At 52.0% G+C, this 13,829-nt stretch carries 12 protein-coding genes and 1 pseudogene; 8 read left to right on the top strand and 5 right to left on the bottom strand.

The features are described 5' to 3' along the window. Window positions 1–6: 6 nt before the first annotated feature. Window positions 7–63 (top strand): annotated as a pseudogene (locus VN24_RS28715) (S-layer homology domain-containing protein); the annotation flags it as partial. A 42-nt stretch (window positions 64–105) separates the two neighbouring features. On the opposite strand, the gene VN24_RS16880 reads toward VN24_RS28715, so the two are convergent. Beyond that, on the bottom strand, window positions 106–1,020 hold the full coding sequence (locus VN24_RS16880) for an NADP-dependent oxidoreductase (RefSeq protein ID WP_045671346.1): 915 nt from the start codon (window positions 1,018–1,020) through the stop codon (window positions 106–108). A 102-nt stretch (window positions 1,021–1,122) separates the two neighbouring features. After that, window positions 1,123–2,517, bottom strand: a complete 1,395-nt coding sequence (locus VN24_RS16885) for an MFS transporter (protein WP_045673405.1) — start codon at window positions 2,515–2,517, stop codon at window positions 1,123–1,125. A gap of 229 nt (window positions 2,518–2,746) precedes the next feature. On the opposite strand from VN24_RS16885, the gene VN24_RS16890 reads away from it, so the two are divergent. The 3 genes from VN24_RS16890 to VN24_RS16900 are packed head-to-tail and all read left to right on the top strand — an operon-like array spanning window position 2,747 to window position 6,440. Continuing rightward, a complete protein-coding gene (locus VN24_RS16890; RefSeq protein WP_045671347.1) occupies window positions 2,747–3,691 on the top strand; it encodes a LysR family transcriptional regulator in 945 nt (314 codons plus the stop codon). Window positions 3,692–3,717: 26 nt separating this feature from the next. Next, a complete protein-coding gene (locus VN24_RS16895; protein ID WP_045671348.1) occupies window positions 3,718–4,464 on the top strand; it encodes an ABC transporter ATP-binding protein in 747 nt (248 codons plus the stop codon). Beyond that, a complete protein-coding gene (locus VN24_RS16900) occupies window positions 4,461–6,440 on the top strand; it encodes an ABC transporter permease (RefSeq protein ID WP_045671349.1) in 1,980 nt (659 codons plus the stop codon). Before VN24_RS16895 ends, VN24_RS16900 begins: the two co-directional genes overlap by 4 nt. 29 nt (window positions 6,441–6,469) lie before the next feature. On the opposite strand, the gene VN24_RS16905 is transcribed toward VN24_RS16900, so the two are convergent. Further along, window positions 6,470–7,468: a sensor histidine kinase gene (locus tag VN24_RS16905; RefSeq protein WP_045671350.1), complete on the bottom strand. Its 999-nt coding sequence runs from the start codon at window positions 7,466–7,468 to the stop codon at window positions 6,470–6,472. Beyond that, on the bottom strand, window positions 7,465–8,124 hold the full coding sequence (locus VN24_RS16910; RefSeq protein ID WP_338012185.1) for a response regulator transcription factor: 660 nt from the start codon (window positions 8,122–8,124) through the stop codon (window positions 7,465–7,467). The genes VN24_RS16905 and VN24_RS16910 overlap by 4 nt, the downstream gene beginning before the upstream one ends. A 377-nt stretch (window positions 8,125–8,501) precedes the next feature. Between VN24_RS16910 and VN24_RS16915 the strand changes: the two genes are divergently transcribed. The 4 genes from VN24_RS16915 (at window position 8,502) to VN24_RS16930 (ending at window position 12,162) form a co-directional block, all read left to right on the top strand. Further along, window positions 8,502–8,924, top strand: a complete 423-nt coding sequence (locus tag VN24_RS16915) for a DUF3995 domain-containing protein (RefSeq protein ID WP_045671352.1) — start codon at window positions 8,502–8,504, stop codon at window positions 8,922–8,924. A 118-nt stretch (window positions 8,925–9,042) separates the two neighbouring features. Beyond that, entirely contained in the window at window positions 9,043–9,477 is a 435-nt protein-coding gene (locus VN24_RS16920; protein WP_045671353.1) for a MarR family winged helix-turn-helix transcriptional regulator, read from the top strand. A gap of 156 nt (window positions 9,478–9,633) precedes the next feature. Further along, entirely contained in the window at window positions 9,634–10,665 is a 1,032-nt protein-coding gene (locus VN24_RS16925; protein WP_045671354.1) for an NADH:flavin oxidoreductase/NADH oxidase, read from the top strand. 174 nt (window positions 10,666–10,839) lie between these two features. Continuing rightward, entirely contained in the window at window positions 10,840–12,162 is a 1,323-nt protein-coding gene (locus VN24_RS16930; protein WP_045671355.1) for an O-acetylhomoserine aminocarboxypropyltransferase/cysteine synthase family protein, read from the top strand. Window positions 12,163–12,211: 49 nt separating this feature from the next. On the opposite strand, the gene VN24_RS16935 is transcribed toward VN24_RS16930, so the two are convergent. Further along, window positions 12,212–13,555, bottom strand: coding sequence for an LLM class flavin-dependent oxidoreductase (locus VN24_RS16935; RefSeq protein ID WP_045671356.1), 1,344 nt, complete (start codon window positions 13,553–13,555; stop codon window positions 12,212–12,214). Window positions 13,556–13,829 lie beyond the last annotated feature (274 nt).

Genomic DNA, 13,829 nt, shown 5'->3' on the forward strand with positions numbered 1-13,829 from the left:
GGGGGCAGCGGCTATCCCGATGGCGCGTTCAGGCCCGATCATGCGGTTAGCAGAGCGGAGTTCACCGAGAATCTGTTTCGCAACCTGAAGCTCAAGTTCGAAATCTCAATCGATCACCAGTACGATCTTCCCGCGGCCGTGCCTCGTGTCGATCGCCCGGTGCGCATCGTCAGCCCGCTCCAGCGGGAAAGATTGCCTGATTTGGATGTGAAGTTTGCCCTGTGAATGCAGATCCGCCAGTTCGGCAAGGCGGGCTGCCGAGCGTACGCCGCGGACGACACGAAGGCCGAGCTCCTCGATGAGGTCATAGGCGAAGAACGTACAGATCCTTTTCTTGTCCTTCACCAATTCCACCGCAGCCCGAAGTCCTTCAGCTCCGGCTGTATCGAATGCGGCGTCCACGCCTTCCGGCGCGAGCGCCCGTACCCGCTCGATCAGACCTTCCCCGTACGTAACCGGAACGGCGCCCAGCGAGCGCAGATAGTCGTGGTTGCTCTCGCTGGCGGTGCCGATGACGGTCTTGGCGCCCCACTCCTTTGCCAGCTGTACGGCGAACGCGCCCAGCGATCCGGCTGCGCCGTTGATCAGGACGGTATCGCCCAGTCCGATTCCGATCGCCTTTAAGGCGATGTAAGCCCCCTGACCGTTGCCGGTCAAACCTCCCGCCTCTTCCCAGGACATGTTCCCGGGTTTGCTCACGATTTGGTCGGCAGGGGCCGTCACATATTCGGCATAGCAGTTCAATGTTGCAAAACCGAGCACTTCGCTGCCCACGGAGAAGCCGGTTACGCCGTCCCCAACCTGATCCACGATGCCCGCGAATTCATTGCCTGGAATTTGCGGAAGATTGATGTCAACGCCCTGCGGCGTCCAGCCGCTTCGTACCGCGCAATCGTAATGCTGCACGCCGGCTGTTTTAACGCGGACTCTAACTTGGCCGGGACCGGCCTGCGGATCCGGAAAGTTCATCACTTTCATGACTTCCGGTCCGCCGATTGAAGCAAATGCCGCTGCTCTCATACGATACTCCTCCTCTAATACGCTGCAAGGTGCAGCGTTTCGTTCCGTTTGTTCGAGAATTGGATGCCAATCGTTGCGATCAACGCGTCTTTCGGACTGGGACTAAGCCGCTTTGCGCTTCACTCTGCCGAATTGAAAATAATAGACCAAAAATATCATCACATGCAAAATCGCGAGAACGAGATACAGATTGCTGTATACGAGCGCTTCCGGATGCGAATTCGCCGGGTTCCAATGCGTTTCGGAACCTTGATCCACGACCTTGCTGTAAACAGCTGCGGAAACGGCACCGGCAATAAAGTTCAGCATCGAAAGCAGACCCATGCCTACACCGGTCTGTTCCTTGGGCAGCGTCCGGGAAATCGCATTGGAGAAAGCGATATAAATGAACGATTGTCCCACTTGGCCGAAGATTAGAAAGATGGCAATAAAAACAGGGGAGATTCCGGCAAAAGAAGATAATAGAATAAAACAAACAAGCAGCAGCGAGGATGCCGTATAGAATAGAGTCGAATTGCCTTTGGCGTCTGCCAATTTGCCGCCTTTTCGTCCCAGGACTGCTGTCGTGACTGCGGCGGGTACCATTACGAAGCCAACCGCTCCCGGAGCGAGATGACTGACATCGGTCAGCAGCTGTGGGCTCAAAAACGGGAGCGAGTACCCGATCCCGGTCGTCAAAAAAGCAATTGCCAGTACAAGCGAATAGCTTTTATTTCTGAACAGGCCGGGACGAATAAAAGGTTCGGGCGCAATTCGAATTCTTACCGCAAACAATAGGAACAGGATCAGGCATCCGGCTGCCGGCATCCACGCTTCATACGTAATCGCCAGAAGCAGCAAAGCCGCCGTACCGGCAAGCAGTCCGCCGCCGATCCAATCGATTTTACCCGTCTTCCCGCGTTCATCATCCAAATATTTGCGGTAATACGGCAGCGCGAGCAGCGTAAGAAGCGGCATGCAGAACAACCACCGCCAATGAACTGTACTAACGACTAAGGCGGCGACGGCCGGGCCCGCCGCGCTGCCAATCGCCAGCCCGGTCATCGTTATTCCCAAGGCGCGTCCCCGATTCTCCGGCGGAAAGTAGCGAATCGGAATCATTCCGGCCGTTGCCGGAATAACTGCAGCCCCTACTGCCTGTAATATCCGGCCGAGGAGAACCATCCAATAGGCTTGGGCGGCCAATCCGACCATCGATCCGAGAGCAAAAAAAAGAAGGCCGAACGTCAGCAAATCTTTGAGCTTATAGATGTCGGCCAGCTTGCCGAAGATCAAGGTCCCGATTGCGTAGATCAGCAAAAAAGCGGATGAAATCCAGCTTACTTGCGAGAAGGAAAGATGAAATTCCGCCCGGATCTCGGGCAATACGATATTGAACATCGTTGCGCTCATTACGGAGATGACAAGCGTGAATGAGAGAATACGAATGATTTTTTCTCCTGTTTGCTGCTGAACTCCGGCTTCCACTTTCGCTTCCAATTTAGCTTTCGCTTCCATTTCCACTTCTTCACCCCGCTTACGCATAATGGAGTACATGCATACATTGAATTTGTAAGCTGCTGCAAGCCCGCCTTCCCGGGAAGTTTTACTTGCTTGATCCCATTGTATAGCTCATAATCGATAAATAAAAATATATCTTAATCTATATCTTATATGCCTTTAAGTATATAAGCCTATGCTTACGAAGTGGTTTTGCCATTCGGCAAAACCTTTAGGAGGAAAAGACATGGAACTGCTGCAGCTTGAGTATTTTCGCACGGTTGCGAAACTGGAGCATATGACGAGGGCGGCGGAGCAGCTGCGGATCGCGCAGCCCGCTCTCAGCAAGACGATCGCCCGGTTGGAGAAAGACGTGGGCGTACCGTTGTTTGACCGCCAAGGCAGGCAAATTCGGCTCAATACGTTCGGCAAAGCGTTTTTGGATAAAGTGGAAGCGGCGCTCACCTTATTGGAAGAGGGACGGAAAGAAGTATCCGAGCTCGCCGGACTGGAGCATGGGAGCATCCACCTGGCGACTTCGACCCTGGAGCGGCTGTCGGAGCCTTTGAGCGCTTTCCTATCCCTTCACCCGAATGTCAACTTTCGGATCACGCAGGCTTCAATGGAAGAAATGGCGGATCTCCTTGAAGCTGGAGAGGTGGACGTCTGTTTTACGGCTTTGCCCATTGAAAAACCGGAATTCAGCGCATTGTCCGTCATGAACGAAGATGTTTATCTGGCCGTTCCTGCGGGACATCGCTTGGCCGGGCGTCACAGCATTTCCTTAATCGAGGCGGCGGGTGAACCGTTTATCGGATACAAAGAAGGTTTTCCTTTCCAAAAAATGAACGATGCTTATTTCCGTGAAGCGGGGTTTACGCCAAATTTCGTCTGCCGGGTAGACGAACCGGCCGCCATTGCCAGTCTTGTCCGCGCCGGGCTTGGCGTCGCGCTGGTCGGAGGATGCGGAAGGGACGGGGCTTCTCCGCTTACGCTGCTGTCCATTGAATCCCCCGTCTGCCAGCGCCAATTTCAAATCGTATGGCATAATAAACGTTACCTGTCTTTGGCGGCCCGCAAGTTTCGCGATTATTTGGTTCAATATTTTGCCGAACACCTCCAAAGTGACAAAAACGTCACTTCTCTTTCTGTAACATCGATGGATCGTCAGTCGAACGCGGTCTATAGTTGAGGTAACAGAAGAGGGAGGGAAAAAACATGCAGGCCGTCATTCAAACGAGAAATCTGACGAAAAGCTATGGCAAAACACCGGTCTTGAAAAATATCGACTTGACGATTGCAGCGGGCGAATTTACCGCCATTATGGGACCGTCCGGCTCGGGCAAATCGACGCTGATGAATGTGCTGTCGACGATTGACCGGTTTACGGGCGGAGACGTCTTGCTGGACCGGCAGTCCTTATTGGATCTGAACAAGAAGGCGCTGCGGCGGTTTCGCCAGGAGCGTATGGGTTTTATTTTCCAAGACTACAACCTGCTGGATACGTTAACGGTGAAGGAAAATATTTTACTGCCGCTCTCCTTGCGCAAGTTTGCAGCAGATGAGATGGAGAACCGATTAAGACCGATCGTGCGGACTCTCAATATCGAAGAAATTCTCGACAAATATCCAAGCGAAATTTCTGGAGGCCAGAAGCAGCGTGCGGCATGCGCCCGGGCGATTATTACGAAGCCGGCAATCGTGTTCGCGGATGAGCCGACGGGCGCGCTCGATTCCCGGTCTGCGACACAGCTGCTGGAAGAGCTGGCGAGCTTGAATAAAGCGTTTCAAACAACGATTCTGATGGTCACCCACGATGTCTATGCGGCGAGTTACTGCAAACGGGTTATTTTTCTCCGCGACGGGGCGATTGTAAACGAGCTCTACGCCGGCGAGCAACCGCAGAGCGCGTTCTATGGCCGCATTCTTGAAGCGCAGAGCTTATTAGGGGGCAAGCTGCGATGAGCCTTCTTGATTTAACGCTGCGAAATGTCCGCCGCAACTTCCGCTTGTACACGATTTACCTGTTTTCCATGATCACGGGGGTCGTCATTCAATTCACGTTTTCGTCTCTTATGTATAATCAAGATATTTTGGCTGCGCTTGAAAATCGCCAAAACTTTCAAACCGGTGTCAGAATTGCGTCCGTTGTCATGTTTCTCTTTATCATCTTGTTCATCTTGTATGCCAATTCATTTTTTATGAGGCAGCGCAAAAAAGAGTTCGGCATGTATTTGCTGTACGGCATGAACGAGAGACAAATTACGCGGATGTTTTTCTATGAAACGTTATTCATAGAGGCGGTTTCACTGCTCGCGGGGATGATACTCGGAGGCTTATTATCGAAATTATTCGGCATGCTGCTCATGAATTTGATGCGGTATGACCAAGTCATCTCCTTGTCGTTCCCGATCCAGGCTGTCGGTTCCACGGTTGCGCTATTTTTGCTGCTTGCAATCATCATCAGCATCCAGACTTATTTCGCCGTCCGCCGCGTGCAGCTCATCGAATTGTTCCGCGCCAAGGAAAAGATGGAGAAGCCGATTCCGTCTTCGAAGGCGATGGCGCTGCTTTCCTTATTTCTGCTCGGTTTGGCTTTTGTCCTCATCGGCAGCGGCAAAGGTTCGGCAGCATGGCAGGAGTATACGACGGCCAGCCTGATTGCTTGCACCGTCGGAATTATCGGCGGAACTTATTTGTTCTTCCGGCAGTTTGCCGGCTGGCTGCTGCAGGCTGTAAACCGGCGCAAGCGATACTATGAAGGCAATACGCTGCTCTGGACCTCTTCGCTTCGTTTTCAAATGCGGAGCAATACGTTGAATTTAACATTTATTTTGTTGTTCAGCTCCGTCATTGTGTTGTTAACGTGTTTTGTCGCGATTAACTATGCGGTTCAATTCGAAGCGGTTGGGAAAAATCTGCCCAACGACATTGCTTTCGAGTCCAGGGAAAGCGCAACGAATGAGAAAATTAACCGCATCATCAACGATTCTGGGCATGACATTCAATATCATCGCACCGTGGAAGGTTTGGCGGCTGAACCCCGATCCGCGATGGATGAGGCCTTTGAAAATCCTGACTATTTCACGCCGGATATATTGCTCGTTGCGGAACGAACGTATAACGAGATCGTCGCCCTGCGCGGCGACAACCAGCGTGTGCAGCTTGAGCGGAATGAAGCGGTGGCTCTGTCGCAAGGGACGGATTTCGCGAAAACGTTTGAGCCCGGCCGGCAGACAAAGTTCAACGTGATGACCGGGGCGGAAACGGGGTCTGAAACCGCATTGCATCTTATCGAGCAAAAAGATTACGCTTTTCTGGGCTGGGCCACCGACCCTGTAACTTCGATGGTGAAAAAACCGGCTGTACTTGTCATTTCGGACGAGACCTATCAGGGACTGAAGGGTAAAGCGGACGTAAAATCTTTCGAAATCTACCAGATCCGGGATGCCGAAAGGGCGGAAGAGTTGTCGAGGCAGCTGCATGCGCTTGTCACTGCGACTCCGGAGACGTACTACTCTTCTTTCGCGGACGTCTATTCCAAGCAAATTGAAGGGTCCGCCTTGATGCTGTTCGCAAGCGCGTTCCTTGCGTTAATCGCGCTTTTTGCTCTCGCCAGCGTGATCTATTTCAAGCAGCTGCGGGAAGCGACGGAAGCCCGGCACCAATATGCGACGCTGCGTAAAATCGGTGTGGGGAACGGGGAAATGAAAAGCGTGATCCGCAAGCAGTTGTTGTTCGTATTCTCACCGCCGCTGGCGCTGGGGCTGATGAACAGCTGGTTCATTATCAAAACATACATTTTGGATTCCGTAAAGGACTTCCCGAATCTGACCGGGATGGTCTGGGGCATTATGGCCGTCTATTTTCTGATTTACACTTTGTTCTACCTGTCTTCCACCAATCTTTATTATAAAATCGCAAGCGGGGAGCATGCATGAGCAAAGCCAAACGCAGCGGCCGCCGGGGGTCACTGCGTTTGGCTTTGCTGCAATATATTCAAATAAGGATCGTTATTTTTAGGGAAATGAATGACCATCTCGGTAAACGAACCGACCTCGGAGGTACACGTAATATAGTGCCCCAGCTTCCTCGAAAGCTCCTGCGCCAAATACAGCCCCATTCCCGTCGATTTCATATGGGTTCGGCCGTTGGTTCCGGTAAATCCGCGGTTAAAAATACGGGGGAGATCCTTGCGGTCGATGCCGATTCCATTGTCCCGGATGACGAGCAGTTTTTCCTGCGGGGTTACCCGTGTCACAATCGATACTTCCCCGTGATTTCCCGTGTACTTCAAGCTGTTCGTAACGAGCTGGTGGACGATATATTGCAGCCATTTCGAATCGCTCTGCACGACCGCCCGCTCTACGTCAAGCGAGATCCGGATTTTTTTGGAGATGAACGAACGGGAATGACTTTTGACGACTTCTTTAATTAAAGGCTCCAGGTCGCAGTTGATCAACTCGTAGTCTTGATTGAAGCTGTCGAGCTTGGCGTAATACAACGCCTGATCCACGTAATGCTCCACTCGTGAAAGCTCTTCTTCCAGGCTTTTGGCGTCTACTTCCGTTTGCCGCATCAAGCGCATGACGGAAATCGGAATCTTAATCTCATGGAACCAGGAAACAATAAAATTATAATATTCATTCTGTTTGGCCTGGACTTCATTCAAGGCCCGAATATGAGCCTTCTCCATCTTTTCCATTGCCTGATGATAGGCTTCGGCTTCAAGTGAGAGCTGCTCGCTGTCCTCATCGTTCATATGCCGGATCGCATGCACATTTTTTCTGTAACGATGAAAGAAGAACCCGGCCACCAGCAGCAGATGGAGGATCAGGGCATACCCAATACTGTCCCAATGCCACCACATGTGGGACTCCATATAAAAAACAGCTGTTGCAATCAGGAAGCTTGCCGCATACAAGAGGAGATAGGATTGCTCGTATTTGAGAAAACGCCAAAATCTCATTCGATGATATACCCCATTCCTTTGCGGGTGACGATAAAATCATCGAGCCCAATGTCGGCGACCTTGCGCCGCAAGCGGTTTACATTGACGGTTAACGTATTGTCATCGATAAACTGCTCATCATGCCAGAGCGCCTGCATCAAATCGTCCCTTGAGACGATCTTGCCGATATTGCGCATCATAACCTGCAGAACGATAAATTCATTCCGCGACAGCTCCGTCGTCCTGCCCCCATATTGAACGGAGGAGTTCGACAAGTTGAACGTCAGTTCCCGGTGCTTCAATTGCAACGTTTCATCCTGATACGTATAGTTGCGCCGCAACAGCGCGTTTACTTTGGCTACGAGGACATCTAAATCGAACGGCTTCTGCACGAAATCGTCGCCGCCCATGTTGATCGCCATAATGATATCCATATTTTGATTTCGGGAAGACAGAAAGATAATCGGCACCTTCGACACCGACCGGATTTGCTGGCACCAGAAAAAACCGTCATATACCGGCAAGTTGATATCGAGCAGTATCAGGTGGGGCTGATATTTGACAACATCGTCCTTCACCTGTTCAAACGCCGTCAATTCAATGACCCCGTACTGCCATTTTCGAAGCGTGTCCGCCACGATCGTTCTGATTTTCTCATCGTCTTCGACGAGCATGATTTGAAACAGAGCAACTTCCCCCTTTCGAAGGGAGACCGAATTTTTTCCAGTATAGCATCTAAAGCAGGCGGTTTTCTAGCAAGAGGGCACGGGGGCTGCGGACATCGCGCATACCGGTCTGAGCGGCTCTACTCGAAGGGAAAAAATGGTTGACATCGAAAATGGCAAAAGCTATATTGGGCCAAGTACGATCCTGCACTTGAAGCCCGAATCTCGGGCATTGAAACACAACGAATCGATTATATGGCGGCCTTGCATCGCACGGAGGGGATGGAAGAGTCTGAAGCGGTGGGCCGGGCCCGGTTGATCTACTTGGCTTATTTGGGCTAAAGAAATGAAATTTGCAGGTTCAGCGATTATGGGAGGTAACCGACATGGCGGGATTCATGATGTTCTCTTCTGCTATTATTCTCGGATTGATCAGCCTGCTCCATTATTATTGGGCTTTTGGAGGAAGATGGGGCGTTCACGTCGTCATGTATGCAAGGGAGGGGGAACATCAGCCCGCCCATTATCCCGGAGCGGCCGCAACGATCATCGTGGCGACGCTTATTTTGCTCGCCGGTTTCCTTCTTCCGATACAAGGCGGGTATGTTCCATCCATCGAAGCAAACCTGTGGACGCGCTCGGGCTGCATCGTCTGTGCTTTCGTATTTGTCGTCCGGGCGATTGGGGAATTCAAGTATTTAGGTTTTTTCAAAAGAGTCAGGCATTCGGCCTTTTCCAAGTACGATACATGGTTGTACAGTCCGCTCTGTCTCTATCTCGGAATAACGTTCGTGTTGATTTTGGTCTAACAAAGAAGTTTTCGCTGCAGGTTCGTTAATTTGCTATAACAGATGCTATAATAATAAGAAATTCAAATGAGGAATGTTGAAGCCCGTGAAATATTTCTGTGAAACAGGTGATCGAACGATGGAAAATGACCCGAATAATCGGCTTATCACGAGCTGGCTAACTTTAACGCAGATCCAAATGAACATTGCAAATGAACTGGAAGCCGCCTTGCAGGAGGAATATCATCTATCGCTAAAAGAGTTTTATTTGCTTTTATTTTTATCCGAGGCTCCCGATAAAAAGCTGAGATTGCAGCAGTTGGAGACGATGGTCGGGTTAAGCCAGAGCGCCATGTCCAGACTTGTCAGCCGATTTGAAGCAAAGGGCTGCGGAGCCTTGCAACGGCACATTTGTGACGATGACCGCAGAGGCGTTTACACTTCTTTGACCCGAATAGGGGAAGAAAAGCTCGAAAAAGCTTTAGTTACCTTCAAAGCGGTCCTTGAAAAACAGCTGTCGGAAGTCGAGATGCAAAGCCTGCTGCAGCAGTTCATCCATCTGAACAGCAGATAGTCGCTTTTGATTCGGCGTTTCGGTAAGCGTCTCTCTTCCTTGACCTTGACAACAATGAGCCCAGTCCACGCTTGACGGGTAAATTGAACTATGCTAATTTATATGCATGTGCATACATTATTTAAGTGTATGAATCGAATCCATGGAGGTTTCGCTATGAACCATTTATTTACCCCTTACAAGTTGAAAGGATTGGAACTGAAAAATCGGGTCGTTATGCCGCCGATGTGCCAATACTCCGTCACAAGCAAGGACGGCATCGCGACGGATTGGCACTACCAGCACTATGTAAGCCGGGCAATTGGCGGAGCGGGCCTTATTATAATCGAAATGACGGATGTGGAGCCTGACGGCCGGATTACCGACTTTGATTTGGGATTATGGTCGGACGATCATATTCCGGCATTAGCCCGGATTGTGGAAGCTTGTCATCAGTATGGAGCCAAAGTCGGCATCCAAATCGCTCATGCCGGCCGTAAAGCGGAAGATGCCGCAGTTCCGGTTGCACCGTCGGCCGTACCTTTTAACAGTGAATTCAAAACCCCGAGAGCTCTTACGACAGATGAAGTAAAGCAAATGGTTGAAAAATTCCGCCTGGCCGTCGAGCGTGCCGTAAAAGCCGGAGTGGACGTGATCGAGCTTCACGGTGCGCACGGATACTTGATTCATCAATTTCACTCCCCATTAACGAACCAAAGAACCGATGAGTACGGTGAAGACTTGACGAAATTCGGCAAAGAAGTCATTCAAGCGGCCAAAAGCGTCATGCCGGCCGATATGCCGTTGATTATGCGCGTTTCCGCCCGGGAATATGTAGAAGGCGGATATGGAATCAAAGAGAGCACCGCATTTTGCAAGGAATATCAAGAAGCCGGTGTTGACATGTTGCACGTCAGCGCGGGAGGAGAGGGAGCAATCGCCGCTCATGGGAAACCGGGAACGCATGTCGCTTATCAGGTTCCGCTTGCAAGAGAATTAAAGCAATCGCTGCAAATTCCCGTTATTGCGGTAGGAAGATTGGATGAACCGGTGCTTGCGGACGCTGTGATCGGCAACGAAGATGCCGACCTTGTCGCCGTCGGCAGAGGGATGCTGAGAAATCCATACTGGACCTTGGAAGCGGGGGTAGCACTTAAGAAAGAAACGAGCATACCGAAGCAGTATGTGTTTGGCTTCCCAAAAAATTGACGGAACGAACCACAAATTGACAGCTTTGCAGTAAACGTGTAAGATTAAATTGTATTATTCCAACCGGAGAAATAAGGAAAAAATTTTCGGCTGACCAGAACACTGGAGACTGAAAGGACCCGCCAAGGGATCCTGCAGTCTCTTTTTTGCGTTGGACGATAAAGGAGAGAGTCTATGACCGATCGGCAGGAGAAAGAGAAGCGGTGGAGATTCGATACGAAGCAGGTGCATGCCGGTCAATTGGCCGATCCAGTGACAGGCGCGCGTGCGGTTCCCATCTATCAGAGCACGTCGTTTGTTTTCAAAAATACGGAGCATGCGCGTGCGGTGATCAACTTTGAAGAGCTCGGCAACACGTATACGCGGATCAGCAACCCGACGAATGAGGTGCTGGAGCAGCGCATCGCGGCTCTGGAAGGAGGCGTGGGAGCGCTGGCCGTCGCATCCGGTTCTGCGGCCGTTACCTATTCGATCTTTAATATCGCCGGAGCCGGCGACGAAATCGTTTCTGCCAGCACGCTGTACGGCGGCACCTTCAATCTGTTTGATGTGACGCTGCCGAAGCTCGGCATTACGACGCGATTCGTCCAACCCGATGATCCGGAAAATTTCCGCCGTGCGATTACGGACAAGACGAAGGCGCTGTTCGTCGAATCGATCGGAAATCCCGGGCTCAATATCGCGGATATCCGCAAAATCGCCGATATCGCGCATGAGCACGGCATTCCGCTGATCGTTGACAATACGTTCGGGACGCCATACCTGATCCGTCCTCTCGAGCATGGCGCGGACATCGTCGTCCATTCCGCAACGAAGTTTATCGGCGGACACGGGACGTCCATCGGCGGCTTGATCGTGGATGGGGGCACGTTCGACTGGACGAACGGCAAGTTTCCGGGCTTTACGGAGCCTGACAAGAGTTATAACGGCATCCGGTATGTGGAGAAGTTTGCCGAGCTTGCCTTCATTACGAAGGTAAGAGTGCAATTTCTGCGCGATATCGGCGCGGCGATCAGTCCGTTCAACTCGTTCCTGCTGCTGCAGGGACTCGAAACGCTGTCGCTGCGGGTGGAGAAGCACCTTGCGAATACAAAGCGCATCGTGGCGTATTTGGAGCAGCATCCGGATGTGGCCTGGGTCAATTATCCGGCTCTTCCTTCCAGTCCTTATTACGCACTCTCGCAAACCTATTTTCCTAAAGGCCCGGGCTCCATCTTCACGTTCGGGTTGAAGGGCGGTTACGAGACGGCCAGCCGCTTTATTAACAGCCTGGAGCTGTTTTCCCATCTTGCGAATGTCGCGGATGCCAAGTCGCTGGTTATTCATCCGGGCAGCACAACCCATGCGCAGTTGACTCCTGAAGAGCAGGCCGCCGCAGGCATTTCACCGGATTTGATCCGGTTGTCCATCGGCATCGAGGATCCCGACGACCTGATCGACGATCTGGAGCAAGCGATCCGCAAAGCAGCTCTGCCCGTTGAAGCAGCAGGCACCTAACACGGACCAAGCGCCTCCCGCATCATCGTTTGCGGGAGGCGCTTGGTGTTTACCGGGTCAGGCTGCCGGCGGAATTTCGGTTGACGGGAACCGGGAGCCCGATATGCTCCCGCAGCGTGCGGCCTTCGTATTCCGTGCGAAACAGTTCCCTCTCCTGAAGAAGAGGAACGACCTGATTGACGAACTGGTCGAGCCCTTCGGGGAGGACGGGAGCCATAAGCATGAAGCCATCCGCCGCTCCTTCCAGAAACCATTGTTCGAGCGTATTGGCAATTTTCTCCGGTGTGCCAACGAGATGATCTCCGCTGAAGGAGCCGATTATGAGGGAGTAGAGTTCGCGAAGCGTCGGATTTTCTCTGGCGATGACCGGCTGGTGCTTGCCGTAATCGGGGTTCGCCGCCCGCAGCGTATTCAGTCCGGCCTCTTGGGCGGTCGTTTCGGGGTTGAAGCGGCTGAAGTCCACCTCCTTGAAATAGTCCGCCAGGAAGCCGATGATCGTTTCCTCCGGCAGAAACGCTTCGATCCGCTTCTGCTTGGCCTTTGCTTCTTCTTCCGAAGCGCCGATGACCGGTGAAATGCCCTGCAGGACGTATACGTCGCCTGGATTGCGCCCGGCCGCGGCGACCTTTTCTTTGAACTCTTTGTAATAGGCACGCGCATCCTCAAAGTTGTATTTGATTGCAAAAATAACTTCCCCAACCCGCGCCGCAAAAGCTTGACCGGACTCGGAATTCCCTGCCTGGACGAGCACGGGGTGGCCCTGCGGCGAACGGGCGATATTGAGCGGCCCTTCCACCGCGAAAAATTCGCCTTTATGGCGGATGCGGTGAAGCTTGGCCGGGTCGAAGAAGCGTCCGCGCGCTTTGTCGAATACAAAGGCGTCATCCTCCCAGGAATCCCATAGGCCGCGCACAACGTCCACAAATTCATCCGCTCTGCGGTAGCGGTGCTCCAGCTCAAAGTGGGTATCCGCTCCGAAGTTCCGTGCCGTATTGCCGGACAAGTCGCGCGTGGTGACGATGTTCCAGCCGGCTCTGCCTTTGCTGATGCGATCGACGGACATGAACTGCCGCGCGAGATTGAAGGGCTCGATATACGAGGTTGAGGCTGTAGCGACCAGACCGATGCGGGAAGTGGCGCCGGCCAGCGCCGCGATCAGGGTGATCGGCTCGAACCGGTTGAGGATATTGGGATGAGACTGTTCATTGATGGCAAGGCTGTCGGCCAGGAAGGCCATATCGAATTTGCCGCGTTCGGCGGTTTGGGCCAATTTGGAGTAGTATTCGATGTCAATGCTTGCGCCGGGATCGGCCTCTTCCAATCGCCAGGAAGAAGCATGCATTCCGGTGCCTACCAAATAAGCTGATAATTTCATTTGTCTCTTGCGTGCCACGTTGAACACTCCTATCAGGCGGGATGATTACAAAAGAAAAGGAGACACTCTCCGCAGCATGCGCAATCGAAAGTGTCTCCAGTTCCTCTGGTCGGACCTAATTGTCACTGTAAGAGTTAAATCCGATCTTGTCAACCGGAATTATGGAAAATGGCGGTTGACGAGTAAGAAAGTAATATGTTAGTATAGCTAGCATAAAAACCCATTAATCTAGTCGGGATAATACAAATTGCATTGACCAGATAACTGGAGATGTCGGATGCTGATGAGCGCT

Source organism: Paenibacillus beijingensis (assembly GCF_000961095.1).
Taxonomy (GTDB): domain Bacteria; phylum Bacillota; class Bacilli; order Paenibacillales; family Paenibacillaceae; genus Paenibacillus_O; species Paenibacillus_O beijingensis.